At 67.2% G+C, this 23,882-nt stretch carries 21 protein-coding genes; 13 read left to right on the forward strand and 8 right to left on the reverse strand.

The window, feature by feature from the left end; translation table 11 throughout:
- Positions 1–64: 64 nt before the first annotated feature.
- From AC07Y4_RS05275 to AC07Y4_RS05295, 5 genes are all read left to right on the forward strand, one after another.
- On the forward strand, positions 65–3,223 hold the full coding sequence (locus AC07Y4_RS05275; RefSeq protein WP_495274293.1) for a metallophosphoesterase: 3,159 nt from the start codon (positions 65–67) through the stop codon (positions 3,221–3,223).
- Positions 3,224–3,297: 74 nt separating this feature from the next.
- The gene (locus AC07Y4_RS05280; protein WP_487847729.1) at positions 3,298–4,464 is read left to right on the forward strand and encodes a hypothetical protein; all 1,167 of its coding nucleotides are present in this window, start codon (positions 3,298–3,300) and stop codon (positions 4,462–4,464) included.
- A gap of 61 nt (positions 4,465–4,525) precedes the next feature.
- On the forward strand, positions 4,526–4,774 hold the full coding sequence (locus AC07Y4_RS05285; protein ID WP_487847728.1) for a hypothetical protein: 249 nt from the start codon (positions 4,526–4,528) through the stop codon (positions 4,772–4,774).
- Between the two features lie 117 nt (positions 4,775–4,891).
- A complete protein-coding gene (locus tag AC07Y4_RS05290; RefSeq protein WP_487847727.1) occupies positions 4,892–5,377 on the forward strand; it encodes a RidA family protein in 486 nt (161 codons plus the stop codon).
- Positions 5,378–5,434: 57 nt separating this feature from the next.
- Positions 5,435–5,785 carry a GNAT family N-acetyltransferase gene (locus AC07Y4_RS05295; protein WP_487847726.1) on the forward strand — a complete coding sequence of 117 codons (351 nt, stop codon included), beginning with the start codon at positions 5,435–5,437 and terminating at the stop codon, positions 5,783–5,785.
- A 4-nt stretch (positions 5,786–5,789) separates the two neighbouring features.
- Here AC07Y4_RS05295 and AC07Y4_RS05300 read toward each other — a convergent pair whose 3' ends face one another.
- The gene (locus AC07Y4_RS05300; protein ID WP_159274242.1) at positions 5,790–7,178 is read right to left on the reverse strand and encodes a sensor histidine kinase; all 1,389 of its coding nucleotides are present in this window, start codon (positions 7,176–7,178) and stop codon (positions 5,790–5,792) included.
- A gap of 10 nt (positions 7,179–7,188) precedes the next feature.
- Entirely contained in the window at positions 7,189–7,878 is a 690-nt protein-coding gene (locus tag AC07Y4_RS05305; protein WP_056574813.1) for a response regulator transcription factor, read from the reverse strand.
- A 150-nt stretch (positions 7,879–8,028) separates the two neighbouring features.
- Here AC07Y4_RS05305 and AC07Y4_RS05310 point away from each other — a divergent pair, with 150 nt between their 5' ends.
- From AC07Y4_RS05310 to AC07Y4_RS05325, 4 genes are all read left to right on the forward strand, one after another.
- Complete coding sequence (locus AC07Y4_RS05310) at positions 8,029–8,874, forward strand: alpha/beta hydrolase (protein WP_487847762.1); 846 nt, start codon at positions 8,029–8,031, stop codon at positions 8,872–8,874.
- Positions 8,875–8,891: 17 nt separating this feature from the next.
- Positions 8,892–9,179, forward strand: a complete 288-nt coding sequence (locus AC07Y4_RS05315; protein ID WP_095948423.1) for a phosphopantetheine-binding protein — start codon at positions 8,892–8,894, stop codon at positions 9,177–9,179.
- Positions 9,176–10,468, forward strand: coding sequence for a beta-ketoacyl-[acyl-carrier-protein] synthase family protein (locus tag AC07Y4_RS05320; protein WP_487847725.1), 1,293 nt, complete (start codon positions 9,176–9,178; stop codon positions 10,466–10,468). Before AC07Y4_RS05315 ends, AC07Y4_RS05320 begins: the two co-directional genes overlap by 4 nt.
- A 99-nt stretch (positions 10,469–10,567) precedes the next feature.
- A complete protein-coding gene (locus AC07Y4_RS05325) occupies positions 10,568–11,056 on the forward strand; it encodes a GNAT family N-acetyltransferase (RefSeq protein WP_487847724.1) in 489 nt (162 codons plus the stop codon).
- A gap of 12 nt (positions 11,057–11,068) precedes the next feature.
- On the opposite strand, the gene AC07Y4_RS05330 is transcribed toward AC07Y4_RS05325, so the two are convergent.
- On the reverse strand, positions 11,069–13,330 hold the full coding sequence (locus tag AC07Y4_RS05330; RefSeq protein WP_487847723.1) for a heavy metal translocating P-type ATPase: 2,262 nt from the start codon (positions 13,328–13,330) through the stop codon (positions 11,069–11,071).
- 161 nt (positions 13,331–13,491) lie between these two features.
- Here AC07Y4_RS05330 and AC07Y4_RS05335 point away from each other — a divergent pair, with 161 nt between their 5' ends.
- Positions 13,492–13,686 carry a heavy-metal-associated domain-containing protein gene (locus AC07Y4_RS05335; RefSeq protein ID WP_062473802.1) on the forward strand — a complete coding sequence of 65 codons (195 nt, stop codon included), beginning with the start codon at positions 13,492–13,494 and terminating at the stop codon, positions 13,684–13,686.
- Positions 13,686–14,105: a Cu(I)-responsive transcriptional regulator gene (cueR, locus tag AC07Y4_RS05340; RefSeq protein ID WP_062473804.1), complete on the forward strand. Its 420-nt coding sequence runs from the start codon at positions 13,686–13,688 to the stop codon at positions 14,103–14,105. The genes AC07Y4_RS05335 and cueR overlap by 1 nt, the downstream gene beginning before the upstream one ends.
- 117 nt (positions 14,106–14,222) lie before the next feature.
- Here the strand turns inward: cueR and AC07Y4_RS05345 are convergent, their stop codons facing one another.
- Entirely contained in the window at positions 14,223–15,164 is a 942-nt protein-coding gene (locus AC07Y4_RS05345; RefSeq protein ID WP_487847722.1) for a YcjF family protein, read from the reverse strand.
- Between the two features lie 569 nt (positions 15,165–15,733).
- On the opposite strand from AC07Y4_RS05345, the gene creB reads away from it, so the two are divergent.
- Positions 15,734–16,528 (forward strand): two-component system response regulator CreB, encoded by a 795-nt coding sequence (gene creB, locus AC07Y4_RS05350; protein ID WP_495274294.1) that lies wholly within the window; start codon positions 15,734–15,736, stop codon positions 16,526–16,528.
- Positions 16,525–17,967, forward strand: a complete 1,443-nt coding sequence (gene creC / locus AC07Y4_RS05355; protein ID WP_062473809.1) for a two-component system sensor histidine kinase CreC — start codon at positions 16,525–16,527, stop codon at positions 17,965–17,967. Before creB ends, creC begins: the two co-directional genes overlap by 4 nt.
- Here creC and AC07Y4_RS05360 read toward each other — a convergent pair.
- From AC07Y4_RS05360 to creD, 4 genes are all read right to left on the reverse strand, one after another.
- The gene (locus AC07Y4_RS05360; RefSeq protein ID WP_495274295.1) at positions 17,961–18,566 is read right to left on the reverse strand and encodes a hypothetical protein; all 606 of its coding nucleotides are present in this window, start codon (positions 18,564–18,566) and stop codon (positions 17,961–17,963) included. The two genes, creC and AC07Y4_RS05360, sit on opposite strands and share 7 nt — an antisense overlap.
- 109 nt (positions 18,567–18,675) lie before the next feature.
- Positions 18,676–21,069: a penicillin-binding protein 1A gene (locus AC07Y4_RS05365; protein WP_062473814.1), complete on the reverse strand. Its 2,394-nt coding sequence runs from the start codon at positions 21,067–21,069 to the stop codon at positions 18,676–18,678.
- Positions 21,070–21,079: 10 nt separating this feature from the next.
- Entirely contained in the window at positions 21,080–22,372 is a 1,293-nt protein-coding gene (locus AC07Y4_RS05370; RefSeq protein WP_487847720.1) for a glycoside hydrolase family 3 N-terminal domain-containing protein, read from the reverse strand.
- Positions 22,369–23,865, reverse strand: coding sequence for a cell envelope integrity protein CreD (gene creD, locus AC07Y4_RS05375; RefSeq protein ID WP_487847719.1), 1,497 nt, complete (start codon positions 23,863–23,865; stop codon positions 22,369–22,371). The genes AC07Y4_RS05370 and creD overlap by 4 nt, the downstream gene beginning before the upstream one ends.
- Between the last annotated feature and the right edge of the window lie 17 nt (positions 23,866–23,882).

Below are 23,882 nucleotides of genomic sequence, written 5' to 3' on the forward strand. Positions count from 1 at the left end.
GTGAGCCGGCTGGCTCGCAAAGAGGGTGGGTCAATATTCGATGGAAATCGCGGGTCAGGATTCCATGGAAATCAACAAAGAAGCCATCATCCTGTTCCCCAGCCTGGGCACGCCGTTGCTGCTGGCCCCTGGCCAGGTCAAGGCCAGCATCTTCATCGCCGCACCTTCGAGCATGCGTGGCAAGGCCAAGGCAGCCGTCCCGACCGGCGAGGCCGTCGAGATGTACAGGCTGGTCGACCAGCATCTGCGGGTGGTCGACCTCGCAAGCAAACAGGAGGCTGAGCAAGCCGACGGATCGACACAAACCGGCACCCTTTTCGAGGATGGCACGGCATGTGCTGCCGCCAAGCCTTGCATCAAGGCCTGGCTCGTCGGCTCTTTCGGACCTGGGGCACTCGTCAGCGATCGGCACGGCCGCCCCTTCGCCACCATCGCCCCCGCAGCGGCCCGGATCTACACCAAGGTGCAGGACGTCTACGAGATCGAGATCGATTTGTCGGCCCCGCCCTTCGCCGATCTGCAGAAGCCCGGTGCCATGAAAAGCCTTGCCTGGATGACCCGGCTGAGCACCGAAGACAGGAAGCTCGAAGCCTTCAAGGGCGTCAAGTACGCCGAGGCCCAAGACCTTGCCATCACACGCTTCCTGCAACAGCAGGCCGCACGCGATCCCTGGCACTTCGACAAGCTCCACGAATTCGCCATGCCGCCACCCGATGTCCCGTTCAGCTGGAGCAAGCCCGGCCAGAAACCCGAGCTGGACACCCTCCTCAAGAGCTGGCACCCCGTCAAGCGCATGACCAAGCCGCGCCTCAAGCTGGGGCATCTCTCCGACGTTCATATCAACGTGCGTCAGAACGCCATGGGCCGCAGCGATGCCAAAGTGCTCGAGGAGGCCGACGCGGCTTGGAACCGGCCCGTCGGCAGCAAAGTCTGCAACAGCTTCGAGGCTCTCAAGAAGCTGTTCGAGACGATGGCCACGGGCAGCGACCAGGTCGATGCCGTGCTGCTCACGGGAGACCTGATCGACTACAACCGCAACTTCAATCCCATGGCGGAACCCGGCGGCCCGGGCAGGATTGGTGAGCAGTGGAAAGCCTTCAACCTGCTGGGCAACGTTTTCGACAAGGAAAAAGGCCGCCACCTCTATCCGAGGGGCCTGGACGACATGATGGTCTTCAGCCTGGTGCACGAGATGTACCGCAATCCCAAGTACCAGTTGCCCATCATCATGACCAGCGGCAACCACGAGGCTTACCAGGTGCCCTACGGCATCAGCGCACGCGTGGAGGCTGGCGACCAGCACAACTGGGCGTTCATGCTCGGCGTGCTCGAGACCACGACGCCTAACAGCCGCGATGCACGCAAACGCATGGAAGAGAACGCCCGCACGTCCTGGCCCGACGGCAAAGTCCCGGCCGAGGCGTGGCGGGCGCAGCGAGCCCTCGCGCAGCCCGATGCCGTGGAGCGCCATCGCGCCCAGTTCGAGGCCGCCAGTGCGTGGACGCGCGGCAAAGCCAATGAAGGCATGAGCCGCGACCACAACATGACCATCTACGAGGCGTGCCTCGCCTATGGTCCCACCTACGGCCATGCATTGACGGGCTACAACTTCGACGGCGGCCAGTTCGACTGGTTCTATGCGTTGTTCACGCCGCTCGCGGACGTGGTGTATGCCTACGGCGCGGACAGCACCGACAAGCCGGGCGCCAAAGCCGGACAGGTGATTGCCGCGCTGGGCTGGGGCATCGACGAGAACTTCAAGAACTTGCTGGGCGTTGCAGAGGCGGGGGTAGACCGCCAAGGGTCGGGAATACTTCCACGTGCCACCGAGTCCTTCAGCCATGACCAGCTGAAGCTTCTGACACAGGCCCGAAACTACAAGGCCGCGAGCAAGAGCACCCTCACCGTTGCCACGCACTTCACCATCGTGAGCTTCGACGAGCCCGAGCCCTACAGCAACGTGGCCAAGAAGAAGGAGCGGGTCTTCTTCCACCCACTCGACGGCGCCACCGGCATTTGGGGCATGAAGGCTGCGCTGAACCACGTCAACGTGGGCACCTGCGAAAAAAACCAGGCCACCTACCTGGCCCAATACGTTCAGCCGATGGATCAGGCAAAGACCAGCCCCAGCCGCCCCAAGGTGGATTGGCATCTGTCGGGCCATAGCCATCGCTCGGGCGTCTACAAGCTCGGTTGGGACTCCCGTGACATCTATGCGTCGGATGGCTGGCGCGTCGAGGTGCGAGAAGCCAAGGACCCGGGCATCCACAACACGCAAACAGTCAAGCCGAACACCGTGACGGCGCTGATCGTCTCCAGTTGCGGTGGGCCCATCGGCTACCAAAACCTGGACGGCGAACTCAGCGCCTGGACCGGCCGCCCGCCCGCAGGGACCACGCTCGATCCCGTGACGGGTGAAATCCGGCAGGTGATGACTGACAGGTGTCATGTCAAAGGCGATTTCCAGGGCAAGGGCTTCAATGAAAAGCCCCGGCTGGCAGTGGCACTCGACTACCTCCACGCGATGAGTGGCTTGCCCAAGAAAGGCAACATCCGTGTGCCATTGCGCTTCAAGCCTGGGTACTTCGGCAAGAGCGGTCAGCTGGAACTGGTCTTGAGCGAGCAAGTGCGCAAGCTGGGGTGTGTGACAGAAGTGAAGTTGTGGGTGTTCGAGAAGAACAATCCAAAGCGTCCCGATGGTTCGCGCGGCGAAACCAAGACCTGGCATCCCATCGCGCCCACCTTGAACGGCACCACACTGAGCTTCAAGGATGAAGACACGGCAATGCTGTTGTCGATGATGAGCTCCAAGACTGTGAGTTCCAACGGTGCCCTGGCAATGGCGTGGAGTCCCCGATCAGTGGTCGAGAACTACCCCAACACCGAGTACGTGACGCTCCGTCAGCGACTGGTTCAGGCCTTCTGTGAAGTGACGTTGAAAGAACCCAGCCTGACCGACGCAGGCGAAAACTGGGGCAAAGACGTGCTCCATGCAGACCCGTGGGTGTTTCCTCTGGACATCGCACTCATCGACGGCAATGTGAACATGGGCGGGTTCAGCCTGGACAAGTCGGACCCGGCGCGTCCGAAGAACGCGGTGTGGCATTTCGGACGACCGATGGGAGAGCGTGGGGAAGTGCCGGATTGGGAATTCCTGTCTAACAACTTTGGAAGCAAGGGGTACATCCCTGCCACCAGTGCCATCAGGCTCAATCGTCGATGACCGACTGTCCGACCCGTCGAACCACCCTTTGCACATTGGCGCTTTTCGCCGCTTCCGCCTTGACCGGATGCAACATGACCTCCAAACGAAACATCAGAACCTTCGGTAGGATCTTTGCCCAACTCAAGGACCCGGCACTTCGCACCGGGGAGAAGGGCGATTCTCTGCTTGTCGTCGACGGCGCTGAGTTCAGCGGCGAGAGGTTTGAAGGGATGGATTGGCACAACGTCCTCTTCAAGAACTGCGATTTCGTCGGCGCCTATGAGATCAACCCAAAGACAACAACTAGTGTCCGCTACGAGGACTGCCGATTTTCCGGAATCCTGAGCTACGGCGTGACAACGAACGTGCATTTTCTGCGCTGCGCCTGGGTCGGGAACTCCGTGATGTTTGCAGAGAAGGGAAGCAAGTCCACGGTTTTTGAGGAATGCGATTTCGTAGGAACAACAGCAAACCGCAATCATCAGGGCGCCGTGGGATCAGACGGCGAAGCGGAATTCGTGCGATGCAGATCGAAATGGTTCGCATGGACCGGGAACGAAAAACTCTCGATCACGGACTGCACGTGCGAAGACGTCACCATACTGACCGACAGCATCGGCAACAGCGGCGAAGACTTCCTGTATGCCACCACTCGTATCGAAGGCTCCAAGCTTCGCGGCACTTTGAATCTGGTGGCGGCCAATCTTCGATCTCTCACCATCCGCGATACCGTCATCGATTTTCTCGACTTGTCCAGCTCCACCGTCAAGGACGACCTTCTGATAGAGCGAGTGCGCGGCGGCAGCGTTGACGCCATCATCAAAGGCGCCAAACGCCTCACCGTGCGAGATAGCCAGTTCACGCCTCCCGCATCAGGCGAAAAGTTCGCTTTCAGCCTCGCCAGCAACGACGCCCAGGAGGTGCTGATCGAGAACACCTCCATCCTTGGCGACAACATCCTCGTGGACATTGGCGGCGGCCCACATACCGAGTCGCTTTTTTTTCGAAAGAGCAAGTTCACCCGGCTTGACCTGCAGTACACCCATGCGGCGCATCTGCTTCTGGAGGAATTCGAAGCGAACTCCGTGCGCTTGAACGATGCCCGCATCGGCAAGCTGGAACTGAGCTCGGCCGTCTTTGCCTTGACCCTGGACCTGTCCAACGCCCAGGTCCACGAATTCAAAAAAACCGGTGGCACCGACCTGAAGAAGCTGAGCGGTCTCAAGCTCGACGGCTCCAACATCAAGCTGCCGCAATGAACCGCCCCCACGCCAAAAGAATAGGCATGTGCAAGCTCGACGGCTGCCACATTGAACCGACATGACTACCTGCTTTGCAGATCCATTTTTCCTTCTTCTATGTGGCATCCCATGGCTTCTTCTTGGGTTGCTAGTGGGTGGCATCGTGCTCGGGTTCAAGATGGCACGAGACAAGGCAGGATTTGCGAGCTTCGCAGGCGCTCTGATCTTTATCATCTGCCTGCTTTGCGCCTCTTTTCTTCTGTGGGGCACCCTCCTGATCTTCAGCAAGGACCTGTCGCTCGGCAGCAACTGGATGGGCACTCGATAGCCGGTGCTCTTGGCCGCGCCCACGGCAGGGTCTCCCCACTGTGAACCGCAAAACGCCCAAATTGCCTTCGCAGCACGCCGCGCGTACCCTTGGTCATTTGCCGCACGCATCTTCACCATGACGCGCATTGCCGAACGCCTCCACGCCCTGGGCCTCGTCCTTCCTCCCCCCGTGACGCCACCTCCCGGCGTCATCCTCCCCTTCCAGTTCGTCCGCCTCGTCGGCCGGCGCGCCATCGTCTCGGGCCATGGTCCGCTGGATGCCGATGGCCGCATCGCTGCGCCGCTGGGCAAGCTCGGCGCAGAGCTGACAGTCGACCAAGGCTACGCCGCTGCGCGCCTCACCGGCATCGCGATGCTCGGCAGCCTGCAGCGCGCGCTCGGCGACCTGGACCGCATCACCGCATGGACGCGCGTGTTCGGCATGGTGGCCTCGGCGCCCGGCTTTCAACAGCAGCCGGCGGTCATCAACGGGTTTTCCGATCTGATCCTCGAGCTCTTCGGTCCCGAGGTCGGCGCCCATGCGCGCAGCGCCGTGGGCATGGCGGAGCTGCCTTTCGGCATCCCGGTGGAGATCGAGGGCGAGGTCGAGTTCGACGCGTGAGCGACAACGCTGCATCCTGGCACCTGCGCCGCGCCACCGCCGACGACGTGGCGGCCGATGACGCGCGACTACGCGCAGGCCATCGCGCACCTGCAGGTGTGGGTGGCCGAGCGCAAGGGTTCGCAGGTCGGCGCGGCGCTGTTGCTCGACGTGACCGACGAAGGCTTCCTCATCGACGTGATCGCGGTGCACCCCGACCACCAGGGCAGCGGCGCGGGCCGCGCGCTGCTTGAAATGGCCGAGCGCGAGGCACTGCGCCAGGGCCACGCATCGATCTACCTGTTCACGAACGAGAAGATGACCGAGAACCTCGCGCTCTACCAGCGCATCGGCTATGTCGAGTTCCGGCGCGAATCCCTCGACGGGCGCACACGCGTCTATCTGCGCAAGCCACTGACACGCGCGTGAACTGTCAGGCGTCGTCCCCGAAGGTCACGCTCACGCGCAGGCCCGTAGGCTCCGCGGCGTCGAGCCGCAACTCGGCGCCCAGCAGCTCGGCATAGCGCGCCACGATCGACAGCCCCAGCCCTGCGCCCTGCCCCAGCTTCTGGCCCGCGGGCCCTTGCGCCCAGCGTTGCATGAGGTCGCGCTGCGCCTCGAGCGGAATGCCGGGTCCGTCGTCGATCACGCTCAGCGTGCGGCCCGCGAGTTCGACGGTGATCGTGCGTCCGCCGTAGCGCAACGCGTTGTCGATCAGGTTGTCGAGGATGCCCTCCACCAGCGCTTCGTTCGCAAGCACCGTCACGCCGTCGTCGAGGCCGCGCGCACCCAGGTCGACGCCACGCGCATCGGCGCGCGCGAGATGGCGCAGCACGGTCTGCTCGGCCAGCATGTCGAGCGACACGGGCGTGCGCTGCAGGTCGGTGCGCGCCTCGTCGGCCAATGCCAGCGCCAGCAGCTGGTCGATCAGGTGGCTCGCACGCGCCTGCCGTTCGGACACGCGCGTGAGCTGTTCGCGCCACACCTCGGTGTCGTGCTGCGCGAGCCCGTACTCGGCCAAGGCGCGAATGCCGGCGAGGGGTGTGCGCAGTTCGTGCGCCACGTTGCCCACGAACTCGCGTTGCGCGCGCACGCTGTGGCGCAGCCGGTCGAACAGCGCGTTGACGGCATCGCCCAGGCGCTGCAACTCTTTCGAGGTCTGCGCCACGGTCACCGGCGAGAGGTCGCGCACGTCGCGCGTGTCGAGTGCACGCTGCAGCTCGCCGAGCGGTCGCAGGTCGCGTCGGATGCCATGCCAGAGCCACACCGCCAGCAGCACCAGCAGCAGCACCTGCGGCGCCATGGCATAGAACAGCAGCCGCTGCACCAGTGCGGCGCGGCTCAGCGTGGTCTGGGCCACGATCACGCGGTAGGGCATGTGCAGGCCGGGCTCGGCGTCGTGGTCGAGCACCACAGCGCGCAGCACATTGCCGTCGTAGTCGATGTCGGAAAAACGGTAGCGCGAACCTTCGTCGGGCAACGGCGCCTTCAGGTCGCCCCTGCCCGAGATGAGCGTGCCGTCGAGCCGCTGCACCGAGAAGTAGACCTTGTCGGTCTGATCGAACAGCACGGTCGCCACCTCGCGCGGCGTGAGCAGCAGCTCGATGCCGCGCTCGCCGGCCTGCACGTTGGCCGACAGCGCATAGGCGTCGTCGAGCATGCCGCGGTCGAAGGCCTGCTCGGAGAAGTAGTTGGCGATGACCAGCGCGATCACCGCACCGGCCATCCAGGTGAGCGCCAGCGGCACCAGCACGTTGCGCAGCACGCGCCGCGTGAGCGAAGGTGCAGTGCGCGTGACCGGTGGGGTGGTGGCCTCGCTCACGGGTCGCTTCTCACACCTCGGCTTCGAGCAGGTAGCCGATGCCGCGCAGCGTGCGGATGCCCGCGCCCGAGCCGAGCAGCTTCTTGCGCAGGCGCGAGATGAAGGCCTCGAGCGCGTTGTCGCCCAGCGATTCGTCAAAACCCGAGAGCTTGTCCGACAACGCCCGCTTGCTCACCGTGCGCCCCGGCGGGCTCATGAGTTCCCACAGCACCTCGAACTCGCGCGCCGGCAGGTCCAGCGGTGCGTTCGCGACCGCGAAGCGCCGCGCCTTGCGGTCGAGCTTGAGCTGGCCGAGCACCACGATGTCCTCGGTGCCCTTGGCGCGCCGCACCAGGGCGCGCAGCCGCGCCTCCACCTCGGCGAGGTCGAAGGGCTTGCCCAGGTAGTCGTCGGCGCCGGCGTCGAGCCCGGCGATGCGTTCTTCGGTGCGCCCGCGCGCCGTGAGCACGAGCACCGGCGTGCGGTCGCCGCGCGCACGCGCCTGTCGCAAGGCCGTGAGGCCGCTCGCCAGGCCGCTGGTGGGGCTGGCGGTGGCGGGCAGGTTGAGGTCGAGCAGCACGGCATCGAAGGGCTGCACGCGCCACAGGTGGTCGGCATCCTCGACGTTGGTCGACACGTCGACCCGGTGGCCCGCGTCGGCGAGGCTGCGCAGCATCACGTCGCGCAGCACGGTGTCATCTTCCACAAGCAGGATTCGCATGGTGAGTGAATGAGTGGTGGGTGATTTGTGGGTCTGCCCTGGCGATGGACGCGTCAGCGGCCGGTCAGTCGCTCACCGCGATAAACGCGACATGAGCATACGACACACCTTCCGATGAGTGCACGCGATCCCTCCGATCCCTTGAGCCTGGTGTCCCCCGCCGTGCAGCGCACCGCGGTGGTTCTGCTGCATGGTTTATGCAGCACGCCTGACGAGCTGCTGACCGTGCAATCGACCCTTCAGCGCCACGGGTATGCGGTGCAGCCGCTCTGCATCGCCGGCTACTCGTTCGACGCCGCCGCGCCGCTGCAGCAGGCCGTGCCCTTCGAGCGCTGGCTCGACACCCTCGAGGCGCACGTGAAGTCGCTGCGCCGCACGCACGACCGCGTGATGCTGGTCGGCATCTCCGCCGGCGCCTCGCTGGCCCTGGGCGGCGCCATCCGCTGCGGGCGCGAGGTGGACGCGCTGGTGCTCATGTCGACCACGCTGCGCTTCGACGGCTGGGCCGTGCCGCGCACGCGCTTCCTGCTGCCGCTGGCTTTCTACACGCCACTGGGCCGCTTCTGGCAGTACCGCGAGCGCCCGCCCTACGGCGTGAAGAACGAGCGCGTGCGCACCTGGATCGAGCGCGAGCTGCGGCATCGCCAGGTCTCGCGCGCCGGCAGCGCGGTGATCGGCGTGAGCCATCTGCGCGAGCACGACCGGCTGATCCGCCACGTGCGGCGACGCCTGAACGACGTGCAGTGCGAGCAGGTGCTGGCGCTGCATGCGCGCGAGGACGAGGTGGCCAGCCTGTCCAACCTCGACCTGCTGGTGCGCGGGCTGCGCTGCGCCTCGCTGCGCACCGTGGTGTTGAACAACAGCTACCACATGATCAGCATCGACAACGACCGCCAGCAGGTCGTGCGCGAGACCCTCGCCTTCGCCGAGACCGTGGCCCACGGCCCGGTGCCCGAACCCGTGTTCCGCGTCCGCGGACTTGCTCTTCACGCCTGAAAGAAAGGAACCCCCTCATGTCTTCCTCTCCCACCTTCAACAGCATCGCCACCATCCTCGAGACCGACTTCCGCGTCGCGCGCACGGCCATCTCGCCGGCCACCGCGCTGTCGGACCTCGGTCTCGATTCGCTGGCGCTCATGGAGTTCGTCTTCGCGGTGGAAGACGCCTTCCACCTGCGCATTCCCGAAGACCGGCTCGACCCGCGCGAAGCCGGCATCACGCTGCAGCGGCTGTGCGAAGTGATCGACGCCGAGGGCGAGGCCGCCGCCGCACGCGCCGAACCCATGGCAGCGGCCGCATGAGCAGCGGCGCCGCCCATGCCGTGCTCGCGGCCACCGCCACGGCCCACACCGCCGCCGCACCCGTGCACGTGAGCGGGCTCGGTTTCATCACGCCGCTCGGACGCAGCATCGAAGCCTTCGACGATGCACTGTTCGCCGGCCGCTCCGCGGTGCGCGCGCAGACCCTCGAGATCCCCGGCATGGACCCGATGGCGATCGCCGCCGCCACCTGCGACTTCGACGCCAGCGGCGTGCGCAGCGCCTCGCGCCTGCCGCTGGACCGTGGCACCGCGATGGCCTTGGCCGCCGCACAAGATGCCGCGGCCGATGCCGGGCTCGATCTCGACGCCATCGACCGCGACCGCCTCGGCGTCTTCTGGGGCAGCGGCCTGGCCGGCGCCGGCACTTTCGACGCCACCACGCGCGCGCTCTACGGCGAGCAGCGCCGCATGCGCCCCACCACCGTGCTCACCGTGATGCCCAACGCGGCGGTCGCCGAACTGGCGCTGCACTTCGGCGCGCGCGGCGCGGCGCTGGCCTATGCCTGCGCCTGCGCTTCATCGGCCGTGGCCATCGGCGAGGCCATGCGCGCCATCCGCGGCGGCTGGATCGACATCGCCATCGTCGGCGGCCACGACGCCATGCTCACGCCCGGCGTGATGGCCAGCTGGCACGCGATGCGCGTCATGGCGCCGCCGCCGGCCGATGCACCCGCCACCGCCTGCCGTCCGTTCTCGGGCGACCGCGCGGGCTTCGCCATCGGCGAGGGCGCGGCCGCGCTGGTGCTCGAATCGGAGGCCCATGCGCGCGCCCGTGGCGCCGGCGCCCAGCCCTTCGTGCTCAGCGGCTACGCCAGCAACTGCGACGGCACGCACATCACCCACCCCGACCCGGCCGGCCAGGTGCGCGCGATGCGCGTGGCGCTGCGCGACGCCGGGCTCGTGCCCTCGGACATCGGCCACATCAACGCCCACGGCACGGCGACGAGCGCGGGCGATGCCGCCGAGGCCGCATCGATCGGCGAGCTGTTCGGCAACGCCGCACCGGTCAGCGCGACCAAGGCGATCCATGGCCACGTGCTCGGCGGCGGCGGCGCCATCGAGCTCGTGGCCGCGCTGCGCGCATTGGCACGTGAGGCCTTGCCGCCCATTGCCCATCTGCAGACGCCGGATGCGGCGTTCGCCAACGTGGACTTCGTGCGCGGCGCGGCACGCGAGGCGCGCGGGCTGCGCCATGTGCTGTCGAATTCTTTCGCCTTCGGCGGCACCAACGCGGTGATCGTGGCGAGCCGGCGCTTCCCGGAGGGTTGAACTTCGGGGAGGAAAAAAGCGGGGCGGTTGTCAGCACCGCCTTGCCATGGCTATGCTCGGCCGCATCCATCCTTGCGGACCTCATAGAAGAAGCGCGACATGCCCCTGCACCGCCTCGCCACATCCTCGGACTTCGACGCCGTCTTCGATCTCTACATGCACGAGCGGGTCGTGCCCTACCTGGGCTACGACCCGATGCCGCGCGACGACTTTCGCCCGATCTTCCAGGGCCTGCTCGACAGCGGTGATTTCTTCATCTTCGAAGTCGATGGTCAGCTCGCCGGCTTCTACCGCGTCACGCGCTACCCGGGCCGTGCGCAGCATGTGGCGAGCCTGGGCACGCTCGCGGTCGATCCCACATTGCATGGCCGTGGCATCGCGCAGACCATGGTGACCGACGTGCTCGCGCGGCTGAAGGCCGAAGGCGTTCGCCGCGTCGAGCTGATGGCCGAGAGCGACAACGCCACGGCCCTTCGTTTCTATGCCCGGCTGGGCTTCGTGCAGGAAGGCACGCTGCGCCAGTTCTACCGCCGGGCCGGTGAGGCGGACTTCGTCGACGAGCACCTGATGGCGCTGCTGTTCGACTGATCCGCTGTCGGATCAATGTTGTTGGTGCTTCGGCTTCCAGCGCCGCAGCAACAGCGCATTCGCCATCACGCTCACGCTCGACAGCGCCATCGCCGCGCCGGCCACCACCGGGCTCAGCAAACCGAAGGCCGCGAGCGGGATGCCGGCCACGTTGTAGGCGAAGGCCCAGAACAGGTTCTGCCGGATCTTCGCCACCGTGCGGCCTGAGAGCTCGAGCGCTTCGGCCACGAGCGCGAGGTCGCCGCGCATCAGCGTGATGCCGGCCGCTTCCATCGCCACGTCGGTGCCGCCGCCCGACGGCGCCATCGCGATGCCCACATCGGCCGCGGCGAGCGCGGGCGCGTCGTTCGCACCGTCGCCGACCATCGCGACCACATGGCCGTTCTTGCGCAGCGCGCTCACCTGTTCGGCCTTGTCGGCCGGCAGCACGTCCGCACGCACGTCCTCGGCCGGAATGCCCAGGCGCGCGGCCATCGCCTGCGCCGCGCGCAGGTTGTCACCCGAGATCATCACCACGCGCAGGCCACGACCGCGCAGCGTACGGATCGCTTCGGCGGCCTGCGGCTTCGGTTCGTCGGCGAAGGCCAGCAGCGCCTGCACATGCGCGGAGCCGGCGTCGTCGAAGCGCAGCAGCGCAGACACCGTGGCGCCCTGCGACTGCAGGCGTTCGATGTCGGCCTCGGCCGGCATCGCGTCGAGTTCGCGGCACCAGCGCAGGCTGGCGATGGCCCAGGTTGCGCCGTTCACCTCACCGCGCACGCCGCGACCCGGCATCGCCTGCATCGCACCGAGCGGCGGCGCCTGTACGCCGCGTTCGGCAGCGGCAGACAACACGGCGCGTGCGAGCGGATGTTCACTGCCGCCTTGCAGGCTGGCGGCCGTGGCGAGCAGGTCGTTCTCCTTCGCCAGTGCACCCGCCGAGGGCAGCAGCGCCGTGAGCACCGGACGGCCCACCGTCAGCGTGCCGGTCTTGTCGAAAGCCACGGTGTCGACGCGGTGTGCAATTTCCAAAGCCCGTGCGTCCTTGATGAGGATGCCGTGCTTCGCGGCCACGCCCGTGCCCGCCATCACCGCCACCGGCGTCGCGAGGCCCAGCGCACAGGGACAGGCAATGACCAGCACCGCCACCGCATGGATCAGCGCGGTCTCGACGCCGGCACCCGCGACCATCCAGCCCGCGAACGTGACGAGCGCGATCAGCAACACGACCGGCACGAACACCGCCGCCACCTGGTCGACCATGCGCTGGATCGGCGCCTTCGCGGCCTGCGCGTCCTCGACCAACCGGATGATGCGTGCCAGCACGCTCTCGGCGCCGACCGCGCGCACCTCGATCACCATGCGGCCGTCGCCGTTCACCGCGCCGCCGGTCAAGTTGTCGCCGGGGTTCTTGGCCACGGGCAGCGGTTCGCCGGTGAGCATCGATTCGTCCACCTCGGACTGCCCTTCGAGCACGCGCGCATCGGCCGGCACACGCTCGCCGGGACGCACGGCGAGCCGGTCGCCGACCATCACGTCGGCCAGCGGCACGTCGCTTTCCTTGCCGCGTGCGTTGATCAGGTGCGCCACTTCGGGCCGCAGCTGCTGCAGCGCGCGGATCGCCGAGGTGGCCTGGCGCTTGGCGCGCGCCTCGAGCCACTTGCCCAGCAGCACCAGCGTGATCACCACCGCCGAGGCTTCGAAGTACAGGTGCGGCACCATGCCGTGCCCGGCATGCTCGCCGGTGGCGGCACGCCACCACAGCCACAGCGACAGGCCGAAGGCCGCGCTGGTGCCCAGCGCCACCAGCAGGTCCATGTTGCCGGTGCGGGCCTTGGCTGCATGCCAGCCCGCGCGGTAGAAACGCGCGCCGAGCCAGAACTGCACCGGCGTCGCGAGCAGCAGCTGCACCCAGGGCGGCAGCATCCAGCTCTGGCCGATCAGGTCGCCGAGCATCGGCGCCATCAGCGGGATCGACAGCGCCAGGCCGACGGCCACGGGCATGAAGCCGTGCCAGGGCGACATCGCGGCCGCTTCGTCCTGTGCGGTGCTTTCGGCACGCGGTTCGTAACCGGCGGCGCGCACGGCACGGCGCAGCAGCAAGGCCATGTCCTCGCCGCCGGTGGCCACGATGCGGGCCGACTCAGTGGCGAGGTTGACGCTCACGTTCTGCACGCCGGGCACGTTCTTGAGCGCGCGCTCCACGCGCATCACGCACGAGGCGCAGGTCATGCCGCCGACCGAGAGGTCCAGCGTGGCGGCGGCCGCGGAAGGTTGAGGCTGAATGTGTTCCATGGTCCCGAGGCTAAAGCCTGACACCATGGCAAGGTCAAGCGCGGTGGCTTCAAAGCCCTTGGCTGGACGTTGACATCGTGAGAGGGTTGAAACTGGCGTTGTCCCCGATTCGGGTGTTCAATCCTTCCACCCTTCATTCATTCCGACAAGGAGCAACGACGATGAGCCAGAAATTCCAGGTCTCCGGCATGAGCTGCAACCACTGCGTGGAGGCGGTGCAGGACGCGGTACAGACGGTCGACCCGCACGCGCAGGTCACGGTCGATCTCGAAACCGGTCATGTGGACGTGTTGAGCCAGCAGCCGCGCCAGGACATCGTGGTCGCGATCGAGAACGCCGGCTACACCGTTCAATGATGACGGCGACCTCCGCCCACGGCCGCCAGGTCGCCATCGGCGAGGCCGCGCGGCTGTCGGGCGTGTCGGCGCGCATGGTGCGCCACTACGAAGGCCTGGGCCTGCTGCCCGCGGTGGCCCGCACCGAGAGCGGCTACCGTCAGTACAACGACGCCGACATCCACACGCTGCGCTTCATCAAGCGCTCGCGCGACCTGGGGTTCTCGATGGAAGAAATCGCCGAACTGGTCGGCCTGTGGCACAACCGCCGCCGCGCCAGTTCGAGCGTGAAGCGCATCGCGCAAAAGCACCTGGGTGAACTGGAGCAGCGCATCGCCGACATGCAGTCGATGCGCAGCACGCTCGCGCACCTCGTGCATTGCTGCCATGGCGATGCGCGGCCTGACTGCCCCATCCTCGACGACCTGAGCCAGGTCTAGCCGGCGCTCCCTTCGTGGAACACCGAGGAACCGGCTTTGCCGGGCCTCAGGTGTTGCCCCCGGTAGGGGGTTGGAGAAGCGACACGAAGTGCGCGAAGCCTGGGGGCGAGCCTGTGATCAGGCGTTTTTAACCAGCGAGAGGACCTGGCTCGTGTCCAGCGTGCGCGCCCGTTCCTGGATCGCCGGCAGGTACTGCGTCTGCAGGCCCTGCCCTTCCTTCACCACGCTGGAGAACGCGTCCTTCAGCATCTGCGTGGACAGCGTGCGGCCGCCCGCGTAGTAGCGCTTGGCCACGTGGCCCAGGGCGTAGGTCGACGCGAAGCTCATGCCCGAGCTCACGGCCTGCTTGCCGAGACCGCCCAGCAAACCGCCGCCGACCTTGCCCAGCAGGCCGCCGAGCAGCTTGCGCCCGGCCTGCTCCAGGTACTGCGAGGTCAGGCCCACGCCCACGGTGGCCAGGAAATCCTTGATGTGGCCGGTGTCCAACTGGTAGCCGTGCGCCTGCCCGATGCGGTAGACCAGCTTCATCTGCAGCGGAATGATCGCCATGGTCGACAGCGTCTCGGGCAGCAGCTCGAGCGCGCCGTTGAGGATGGCGGCGTTGAGGATCGCGCGGTCGAGCTCGGTGCTGTCGGGCGCCTGCGGCGCCGCAGGGGCTGCGGCCGTCACCGCGACCGCCGCCGGCACCGCGGCGGCAATGTCTTCCGCCCGCTGCGAAAACTGCGCCGCCGAGGCGTCCAGGCCGAGCGAGCTGCGCACGTCCATCAGGAAGAGCCGCTCCGGCTCCGACTGCACGCCGTCGGCGTCGCACATGCACACCGCCATCTCGTACGCCAGCTGGCGCGACTCGGCGCTTTTCAGCTCGCCGGCCACCGAGGCCAGCGACACCCGCTTCATCAGCACGTCCTGGTAGATCGTCGGCAGGTTCACGCCGTCGGCCTGCGACAGGCCCTCGGCGATGCGCTTGATCTCGGCGCGCTCGCGTTCGTGCTTTTCGCCGTCGACGAAGGCCGCCAGCAGGCTCAGGGTGACGATCGCTTTTGTTTCAGAAGGTGTCATGTTCGAGTTTTTTCGTCATGTGAAGGAGTGGATTGGGTCAGCGTGGGGCACGAAGGTTCCGCTTCGCGTTCTCCCCACAAAACTGGGGCAACTCTGTGGATAACCCCGGCACTGCTCTGTAGGGGCGTTGCAAGTTGTTGATTTTAAAAGGAAATCCACAACCTGCTCAATTAACAGGCAATGAATTTCTCGACCCGAAAACCGCCTTTCGCAGAATTCCGGAAGGCTGTCAAAGGACAACTCTGGGGAGAGTTTTTGCACAAGCCATCGGTTATCCACAGGGCCGGCGGGTTACCCCATGTTGTCCAAGTTGCGGGTACACCACGGAAGCGCGGGTGCGCACAGTGACGCGGGCATGACAAGTCGTTGTCACGTCAAGGAAAAAGCGACCTTTCCACAGACGGGTGCGACCCTTATCTACTACTACTAATTTGAATAAGAAGAATAAGAAGACAGGAAGAGGAAAAGCCGCGCTCGAAAAAAAAGGCCGCGAAAGGCCGCGCCGGTCGCCGGCGCCTCGGGCGAAAAACCGGGCACGGGTCGTCCGTGGCCCTCGCTAACATCGCCGGATGAGCTTCAAACCCCGGATCCTGATTGCCGAAGACGAATCGGGCATCGCCGACACGCTCCAGTACGTTTTGAGCAGCGACGGTTTCCAGCCGATCTGGTGCGCCACGGCCGAAGAAGCCATCGCGCAGTTCGCGCAGGAGCGCCCCGCGCTGGCTATCCTGGACATCGGATTGCCCGACCTGAACGGCTTCGAGCTCTTCAAACGCCTCCAGGCGCTGAACCAGTCGATGGGCGGCCCGGAGGTACCGATGGTGTTTTTGACGGCCCGCAGCGACGAAATAGACCGCGTGGTGGGCCTCGAACTGGGTGCGGACGACTACATTGCCAAGCCGTTTTCACCCCGTGAGCTGGTCGCCCGCGTGCGCACCATCTTGCGGCGCAGCGCCAGAAACGGCCCAGGAAGCCCGCCAGCGGCCGCAGCGCCGATTCATGGGGTACCCCATCAAAACGCGCCGGGGCCGCCTTCAGCGGCGCCACAGACCCCCGCAACCCCCTTTGCGCTCGACAGCGAGCGCATGCAGATCCGGTATTACGGACGGCTGCTGGAACTCTCGCGCTACGAATACGGGCTGCTGAAACTCATGGTCCAGCGCCCGGGGCGCGTGTTCACGCGCGACGAACTGCTGCAACTCGTCTGGGACGACGCCAGCGACAGCTTCGACCGCACGGTCGACGCGCACATCAAGACGCTGCGCGCCAAGCTCAAGACCATCGCGCCGGAGGTGGAGCCGATCCGCACGCTGCGCGGCACCGGCTACGCGCTGCACGAAGATCTGCCTGCCAGCAGGGAATGACGCGCCGGACCCGGATCTTCATCGGCATCCTGCTGATTTACACAGCAGGCATCGCCTTCCTGCTGTACCGCGTCGTCTCCGACATCGACCCGCGCTACCGCGAGTCGGCCGAGGAATCGCTGGTCGAAACCTCGCAGCTCATGGCCAGCCTGGTCGAGCAGGACGTGATCGCCGGCGCCATCAACACGGCGCGGCTTGAGCCGCTCTTTCGCAGCGTCTACACGCGCGAGTTCTCGGCCCAGATCTACAACCTGCACAAGAGCCGGGTCGAGCTGCGCGTGTACGTCACCGACCGCACCGGCCGCGTGATGTTCGATTCGCTCGGTCGCCACCTGGGCAACGACTACTCGCAGTGGAGCGACGTGAAGCGCACGCTTGGCGGCCTGTACGGCGCGCGCACTTCGCGCGATGTCGACGGCGACCCGCGCACCTCGGTGATGTACGTCGGCGCACCGATCCGCTGGAACGACGAGATCGTTGGCGTCGTCAGCGTCGGCAAGCCGGTGCAGAGCTTCGGCCAGTTCGTCGAGGACGCGCGCGTGCGCACCATCTGGGTCGGCGTGGGTTCAGCGCTGGCGCTGCTGCTGCTCACCGTGATCGTCTCGGTCTGGCTGGTGCGGCCCTTCGGCCTGATCCGCGACTACTGGACCTGGGTGCGCGCGCAGCGCAGCCTGAGCCTGTCGCGCATGGCGCGGCGCGCAGTCGATGCGGTGCGCACCGGCTTCGGCGAAATGCGCGACGCGCTCACCGGGCGCAACTACGTGGCCGACTACGTGCAGACCTTCACGCACGAAGTGAAGAGCCCGCTCTCGGCCATCCGCGGCGCGGCCGAGCTGCTGCAGGAACCGCAGATGCCGCACGACCAGCGCGAACGGTTCCTGAAGAACATCGAACGCGAAACCCAGCGCATCCAGGAAATCGTCGACCGCATGATGGAGCTCACCGCGCTCGAGACGCGGCGCACGCTCGACCGCACCGAACCCGTGGCGCTGGGGCCGCTCATCGAAGACATCGCCGCCAGCGCGCAACCCGCTGCGTCGCGACGCAACATCCGGTTGATCGTGAATATTCGAGAGCCTGCGCGTGTCGAGGGCGATCCGTTCCTGCTGCGCCGCGCGATCAGCAACCTGCTCGACAACGCCCTCGACTTTTCACCGCCCGACAGCGAGGTGCTGCTGACGCTGGAAACCACCTCGCGCCTGGCGCGCATCAACGTGCGCGACCATGGCCCGGGCATTCCGGACTACGCGCAGGAAAAAGTCTTCGAGAAGTTCTATTCGCTCGCCCGGCCGCACAGCCAGAAGAAGAGCACGGGGCTGGGGCTGGCGTTCGTGAAGGAGATCGCGACGCTGCACCGGGGCCGCATCGACCTGGGCAACGCAACGCGCGGCGGCGCCGTGGCGACGCTCACGCTGCCGCTGCTTTCAACCCATCATTGACCCACGAGCGCGCGATACGCCTCGCGCGTCTTGGGGCTCACGGCGTCGAGCAGTTGCTCGTACGAAGTCTGGTGCCGCGCCAGCATGCGCGCCGAGGCCACGGCCTTCGATTTGCAGAACCAGTGGCAGGTGTGCTGCATCAGGAACAGCTCGGCCGACATCGTGAAGGCCTTCGATTTAGGCGAGCGGCCCGTCGCATTTTTTGCCACGCCCGCGATGCCGCGCGCATGAATGCGCAGTGCTTCGCGCAGGTCGAAGCTGGCGGAAGGGAACAGCGTGGTGGCGAACGGCAAGGCCACCGGCAGGCGGCTCACGCGCGTGTCGGCTTCGGGTTCGCGCGCCAGCTCGGCGGCGAAGGTCTCGAACTGGGCGGCGAGTTTTTCCTCGGTGGCGTCGAGCAGGTGCCAGATCTGCTGGCGGCGCTCGGCGTCGTCTTCGCCGAGGCAGCGCAGGTAGCCCTGGGTCAGGCTCTCCATCAGCTTCTCGATCTGGTAGCGGCCCAGATGGCGACCGAGCAGCGCGATGCGCTGGCGCTGTTCCTTGGACTTGAGGATGTAGAAGCCGGCGGCGATCAGGGCCACCAGGGTGAGGATTTCCATGGATGCGAGAAAAGGGGAGAAAAGAGAAGAGACAAAAAAGAAGCGGGGGCCGCGGCACCGAGTGTAGGCACCGCGCGTCCCCCGCGTCTTTGGGTGATCTCGCCGCTGGCTAGCGGAAAAAGTCCAGGATGCGGTTGCGTTCTTCAGGCGGCGGCGGGGCGCCCACCGGCGCGCCCGTCAGCACTTCCACCGGCTGGATCGGCTGCTCGGCGCTTTCCAGGCCCAGGCTCGCCACGTTGTGGCCCGGCGTGAAGTCGTCGAAGTACCACTCGCCGTCGATGCTCACCACGCCGGGCGGTTCGGCCGGCAGGGTCACGGGCACGCCGCGCAGCGCCGACTGCATGTAGCCGATCCAGATCGGCAGGCTCAGGCTGCCGCCGGTCTCGCCGCGCACGCCGAGCTGGCGCGGCGTGTCGTAGCCGACCCAGGCGATGCCCACGCGCGTGGGCTGGAAGCCCGCGAACCAGGTGTCGAAGGAGTCGTTGGTGGTGCCGGTCTTGCCGTACAGGTCGTCGCGCTTGAGCGCCTGGTAGGCCTTGAAGCCGGAGCCGCCCTTGACCACGCTCTGCAGCAGCGATTCCATGATGAAGGCGTTGCGCGCGGGAATGGCGCGGCGGCTTTCGTCGAGCACCGGGGGCTCGGTTTCCATCAGCACCTTGTCCTTGAGGTCGGTCACGCGGGTCACGAGGTACGGGTTCACGCGGTAGCCGCCGTTGGCGAACACCGAATAGCCCACGGCCATCTGCATCGGCGTGACCGAGCCGGCGCCCAGGCCCATCGGCAGGTTGGCCGGGTGCTTGTCCTTGTCGAAGCCGAACTTGGTGACCCAGTCTTGCGCGTAGGGCGCGCCGATCGACTGCAGCACGCGCAGCGTGACCAGGTTCTTCGACTTCATGAGCGCATTGCGCAGCGGCATCGGGCCTTCGAAGCCGCCGTCGAAGTTCTTCGGGTCCCAGGGCTGGCCGCCGTTGGCGGCGGCATCGAACACCAGCGGCGCGTCGTTCACCACGGTGGCGGGCGTGAAGCCCTTTTCGAGCGCGGCCGAATAGATGAAGGGCTTGAAGCTCGAGCCCGGCTGGCGCCAGGCCTGCGAGACGTGGTTGAACTTGTTCTTGCCGAAGTCGAAACCGCCGACCAGCGCCGTGATGGCGCCCGTGCGCGGGTCCATGCCGATGAAGGCGCCCTCCACTTCGGGCAGCTGCGTGATTTCCCAGGTGTTCTTCGGCGTCTTCGCGACGCGGATCACGGCGCCGCGGCGGATCTTGATGTTGGGCGGCGCCTTCGCGGCCAGGCCGGACTGCGCGGGCTTGAGGCCCTCGCCCGAGATCTCGAAGGCTTCGCCGTTGGCGCGCACCGCGGTCACTTCTTTCGCGCTGGCTTCCAGCACCACGGCCGAGATCACGTCGCCGTTGTCGGGGTGCTCGGCCAGGGCTTCGTCGACCGCCTCGTCGATCTCCTTCTGGCCGCTGGCCGGCAGGTCGACGAACTTCTCGGGGCCGCGGTACACCTGACGGCGCTCGTAATCCATGATGCCCTTGCGCAGCGACTTGTACGCCGCGGCCTGGTCGGCCGCCACCAGCGAGGTGTAGACCTTCATGCCGCTGGTGTAGATGCTGTCGCCGTACTGCGCGTACATCATCTGGCGCACCGTCTCGGCCACGTACTCGGCGTGCAGGCGGTTCGGGTCGGCGGCGTCGCGCAGGTGCAGCTCTTCCTTCTTGGCTTCGGCCGCCTGTTCGGCGGTGATGAAGCCGGTCTCGTGCATGCGGTCGATCACGTAGAGCTGGCGCGCCCGGGCGCGGCGCGGGTTGGCCACCGGGTTGTTGGCGCCGGGCGCCTTCGGCAGGCCGGCCAGCATCGCGGCCTCGGCGATGGTCACCTGCTGCAGCGGCTTGCCGAAGTAGGCCTCGGAGGCGGCGGCGAAACCGTAGGCGCGGTTGCCCAGGTAGATCTGGTTCAGGTAGATCTCCAGGATCTGGTCCTTGCTCAGCTGCTGCTCGAGCCGGAAGGCCAGCACGATTTCCGAGGCCTTGCGGCTGAGCGTGCGCTCCGAGCTCAGGTAGACGTTGCGCGCCACCTGCATCGTGATGGTCGAGGCGCCCTGCTTGCGCCCGCCCTTGAAGCTGGCCACGGCCGCGCGCGCGAAGCCCTTGTAGTCCACGCCGCCGTGGTCGTAGAAGCGCGCGTCTTCCACGGCCAGCACGGCATCTTTCATGACCTTCGGAATGTTCGCGAAGGGCGTGAGGTTGCGGCGCTCCTCGCCGAACTCGCCGATCAGCGAACCCTCGGCCGTGTACACCCGCAGCGGCAGCTTGGGCCGGTAGTCGGCCAGCTCGGAAATGTCGGGCAGCTTCGGGTAGATGGCGACCACCCCCACGATGGCGGCGCCCAGCAGCGCGACGGCGCCGGCACCGGCCGCGATGGCGCTCCAGCCGGCGATGCGTTTCCACGGGAGCTGGCGCAGCGCACCGGCGGGTTGGGAAGGGCGAGGTTCTTGGGACATGGGATGGGGGCTAGCGAAGAGGTTGGAGCCGTGGCGCGCGCGGGCGTTCCGTCACCCGGGGATCGAGCGCGCCGCGCCGCACGCCTTCCAGCGCGCAGTGCATGGCATCGAAATACTTGTCGTGGTCGTAGGCGATGAGCAGCAGGTCCACCCCGGCGTCGAGTGCGCCCAGCGTGGCGTTGCAAAGACCTCGGTTGTAGGCCCCGCCCATCGTGAGGTCGTCGGTGACGAGCAGGCCCTGAAAGCCCCATTCGCCTCGAATCACCTGCCGCACGATTTTGCGTGAGAAAGAGACCGGCGCGTCCGCGTCGAGTTCCCGAAGGATGACATGGCCCAGCATGATCGCGGCATCCGAATGTTTCGACACGTCTTGAAACGGCTTCCAGTCGTGCGCGGCCAGCCGGGCCACGGGCGTGCGCAGTTCGGCACCCATGTGGTGCGTATCCTCGGTCACGCCGGCCAGGCCGGGAAAGTGCTTGAGCGTGCCGCGCACGCCAGCCGATTCAAGGCCCTGCTCGTAAGCGAGCGCCACCTGCGCGGTGACGTCGGGGTCGCTGGAAATGGCGCGTTCCTCGATGCGGGTGTGCAGGTCCCAGCGGCCCGGGGCGCGGCCGGGGCGCAGGTCGACCACCGGGCTGAAGTTCAGCGTGATGCCCAGCGCGGCGAGCGCCCCGCCCTGCTGCGCGCCGTAGGCGCGGGCACGTTGCAACAGTTCGTGTGCGAGCACGTCGGCCTCCAGCAGGCTGGCGAGTGCCGGCTGGCGGGGCACCATCGGCGACAGGCGCGAGACGCCGCCGCCCTCCTGGTCGGTCGCGACCACCAGCGGCGGCAGGCCGGCCGCGAGCCGCAGCGCCTGCAGGCTGGCGATTTCCGCGCGCAGGGTGTCGGCGCTGCGGCCCTTCACGTTGCGGCCGGTGACGAAGATGCCGCCGATCAGGCCCCGGCGGGCCAGCTCGCGCAGGTCGTTCGCGTCGTCGTAGCCGACGATGAAGCGCGCGCCCAGTGCCTGCGCCACCGGGCCCGAGGCCGCATTCACTTCCAGCCGGTGCTGGCGCGAGGCCAGTTCGTGGCCCAGCGCCGTCAACATCGCGCCCACCGTCAGGGCCAGCGCCACGACACGGCGCGCACCGCGCGCGCTGCGCCAGGCGATCGCGGCGGCGGCGCACAGCGCGGCGAGGAGCAGCGGCAGCTCTTCCTCGCGCAGGAAGCGCAGGTGCGGGTCCTTCAGGTGCCAGGCCCAGGCGCACAGCACGGCCAGCAGCAGCCAGCCGAGCACGCCGGGGATGGCGCGCAGCAGTCTCATGCGTCCACCGTGGCCACCGTGGCCACCGGGGTGGCCGGGGCGGGTTCGCTGCGGCGCGACAGCGCATACCAGTCGACCTTGCGCGTCACGAGCATCAGCGCGGCCAGCATGCCGAAGATCAGCAGCGCGCCCAGCAGCAGCGAGTTGCTTTCCGAGGCCAGCAGGCCGTAGAGCGCGCCGTACAGCAGCGCCACGAAGGCGGCGAACGACAGGCCGCGGCGCCAGCCTTCGAGCACCGCGCTGAAGTACACGGCCAGCAGCGCCACGCTGGCACCGGCCGCGCCCGCGTAGGCCATCCAGAAGGCGAACTTCTCCGACAGCGCGAGCAGCAGCAAGAAGAACAGCGCGATCGACAGGCCCACCAGCCCGTACTGCACCGGGTGCAGGCGCAGCTTGCGGAACAGCTCGAACATGAAGGCCGCCATCAGCACCAGGCCGATGAAGAGCGCGCCGTACTTGCCGGCCCGCGTGCTCATCGAATACACGTTGACGGGCTGCGCGAGCGACACGTCGAAGGTCTGCAGCGGGCCCGAGGCATGGCGCGACATGGACGCCGAGGGCGCGGTGCGCACGACGGCCGCCGCGGCGTTCTGCGCGGCATCGCCTTCGCCGCCCCACAGGCCGGCGCGCACCTGCTCGCGCGCCGTGGTCACGAGCGAGGACACGCGCCAGTGCGCGTCGAAGCCCTGCGGCGTCACCTCGCGCTGCGTGGCCAGGAAGCGCCCGCCGAAGCTGGGGTGCGCCCACGGCGAACGCAGGTGCGCGGTGGTTTCTTCGGCGATCGGCACCATCGAGAGCGTGTCCTGGCCCACCAGCGAGAGCTTCATGTCGAAGGCCAGCGGCTTGCCCGTCTGCCAGGCGGCGAGCGCGGCGCCCGTGAGCGGCGCGTGGATGCCGTCGGCGTACGTGGCGTTGTCGGGCAGGCCGGGCACGCGCTGGCGAAAGCGCAGCGCCTCGCCGTTGACGGTGAGCGCGGGCGAGCCGTCGAGGCCGCGCAGGTCGCTCACGTGGAAGGCGACGAACGGCGGGCGGAACTCGATCGACGAGCCGCTTTCGCTGTGCGGCACGGCCTGCGGGTCGAAGCCCGCGAAGCCGCCGCCGAGCGCGGCCGTGAGCGTGTAGAACGGAATGCGGAAGATGCCGCGGTAGCGCTCCTGCGGCGCCATGTCGCCCTCGATGTGCAGCTTGTCGGGGAACACGGCGTGCACCATCTCCTTGCTCTGCGGGGCCTGCCCGATCACCTTGCCCTGCGCGTCGCGCAGCGGCTCCATCCAGCGCTCCACGTACGGCACCAGCAGCAGCGGGCCGACCATGGCCTGCGGCCCGGCATAAGACTCGGCGAGCTCGCGCGCGGCCTCCTGCTGGCTCTCGCCGCGGGCGCGGTTCAGGTCGTCGATGCGCGCCAGCGGAATGCACAGCACCAGCAGCAGGAAGAACAGGCCGGCCACCTTGACCAGCACCGAAGCCTGCAGGGCCTTCAACAGTTGAAGCATGGGTTTCTCCCCTCTTT

It is taken from the genome of Variovorax sp. GW460-12-1-14-LB1 (genome assembly GCF_059423605.1).

What these genes read in the sequence shown, in the direction of transcription:
- AC07Y4_RS05275 (WP_495274293.1), top strand. Translation starts at nt 65, where the DNA reads ATGGAAATCAACAAAGAAGCCATCATCCTGTTCCCCAGCCTGGGCACG.
- AC07Y4_RS05280 (WP_487847729.1), top strand. Translation starts at nt 3,298, where the DNA reads ATGACCTCCAAACGAAACATCAGAACCTTCGGTAGGATCTTTGCCCAA.
- AC07Y4_RS05285 (WP_487847728.1), top strand. Translation starts at nt 4,526, where the DNA reads ATGACTACCTGCTTTGCAGATCCATTTTTCCTTCTTCTATGTGGCATC.
- AC07Y4_RS05290 (WP_487847727.1), top strand. Translation starts at nt 4,892, where the DNA reads ATGACGCGCATTGCCGAACGCCTCCACGCCCTGGGCCTCGTCCTTCCT.
- AC07Y4_RS05295 (WP_487847726.1), top strand. Translation starts at nt 5,435, where the DNA reads ATGACGCGCGACTACGCGCAGGCCATCGCGCACCTGCAGGTGTGGGTG.
- AC07Y4_RS05305 (WP_056574813.1), bottom strand. Translation starts at nt 7,878, where the DNA reads ATGCGAATCCTGCTTGTGGAAGATGACACCGTGCTGCGCGACGTGATG.
- AC07Y4_RS05315 (WP_095948423.1), top strand. Translation starts at nt 8,892, where the DNA reads ATGTCTTCCTCTCCCACCTTCAACAGCATCGCCACCATCCTCGAGACC.
- AC07Y4_RS05320 (WP_487847725.1), top strand. Translation starts at nt 9,176, where the DNA reads ATGAGCAGCGGCGCCGCCCATGCCGTGCTCGCGGCCACCGCCACGGCC.
- AC07Y4_RS05325 (WP_487847724.1), top strand. Translation starts at nt 10,568, where the DNA reads ATGCCCCTGCACCGCCTCGCCACATCCTCGGACTTCGACGCCGTCTTC.
- AC07Y4_RS05330 (WP_487847723.1), bottom strand. Translation starts at nt 13,330, where the DNA reads ATGGAACACATTCAGCCTCAACCTTCCGCGGCCGCCGCCACGCTGGAC.
- AC07Y4_RS05335 (WP_062473802.1), top strand. Translation starts at nt 13,492, where the DNA reads ATGAGCCAGAAATTCCAGGTCTCCGGCATGAGCTGCAACCACTGCGTG.
- cueR (WP_062473804.1), top strand. Translation starts at nt 13,686, where the DNA reads ATGACGGCGACCTCCGCCCACGGCCGCCAGGTCGCCATCGGCGAGGCC.
- AC07Y4_RS05345 (WP_487847722.1), bottom strand. Translation starts at nt 15,164, where the DNA reads ATGACACCTTCTGAAACAAAAGCGATCGTCACCCTGAGCCTGCTGGCG.
- creB (WP_495274294.1), top strand. Translation starts at nt 15,734, where the DNA reads ATGAGCTTCAAACCCCGGATCCTGATTGCCGAAGACGAATCGGGCATC.
- creC (WP_062473809.1), top strand. Translation starts at nt 16,525, where the DNA reads ATGACGCGCCGGACCCGGATCTTCATCGGCATCCTGCTGATTTACACA.
- AC07Y4_RS05360 (WP_495274295.1), bottom strand. Translation starts at nt 18,566, where the DNA reads ATGGAAATCCTCACCCTGGTGGCCCTGATCGCCGCCGGCTTCTACATC.
- AC07Y4_RS05365 (WP_062473814.1), bottom strand. Translation starts at nt 21,069, where the DNA reads ATGTCCCAAGAACCTCGCCCTTCCCAACCCGCCGGTGCGCTGCGCCAG.
- AC07Y4_RS05370 (WP_487847720.1), bottom strand. Translation starts at nt 22,372, where the DNA reads ATGAGACTGCTGCGCGCCATCCCCGGCGTGCTCGGCTGGCTGCTGCTG.
- creD (WP_487847719.1), bottom strand. Translation starts at nt 23,865, where the DNA reads ATGCTTCAACTGTTGAAGGCCCTGCAGGCTTCGGTGCTGGTCAAGGTG.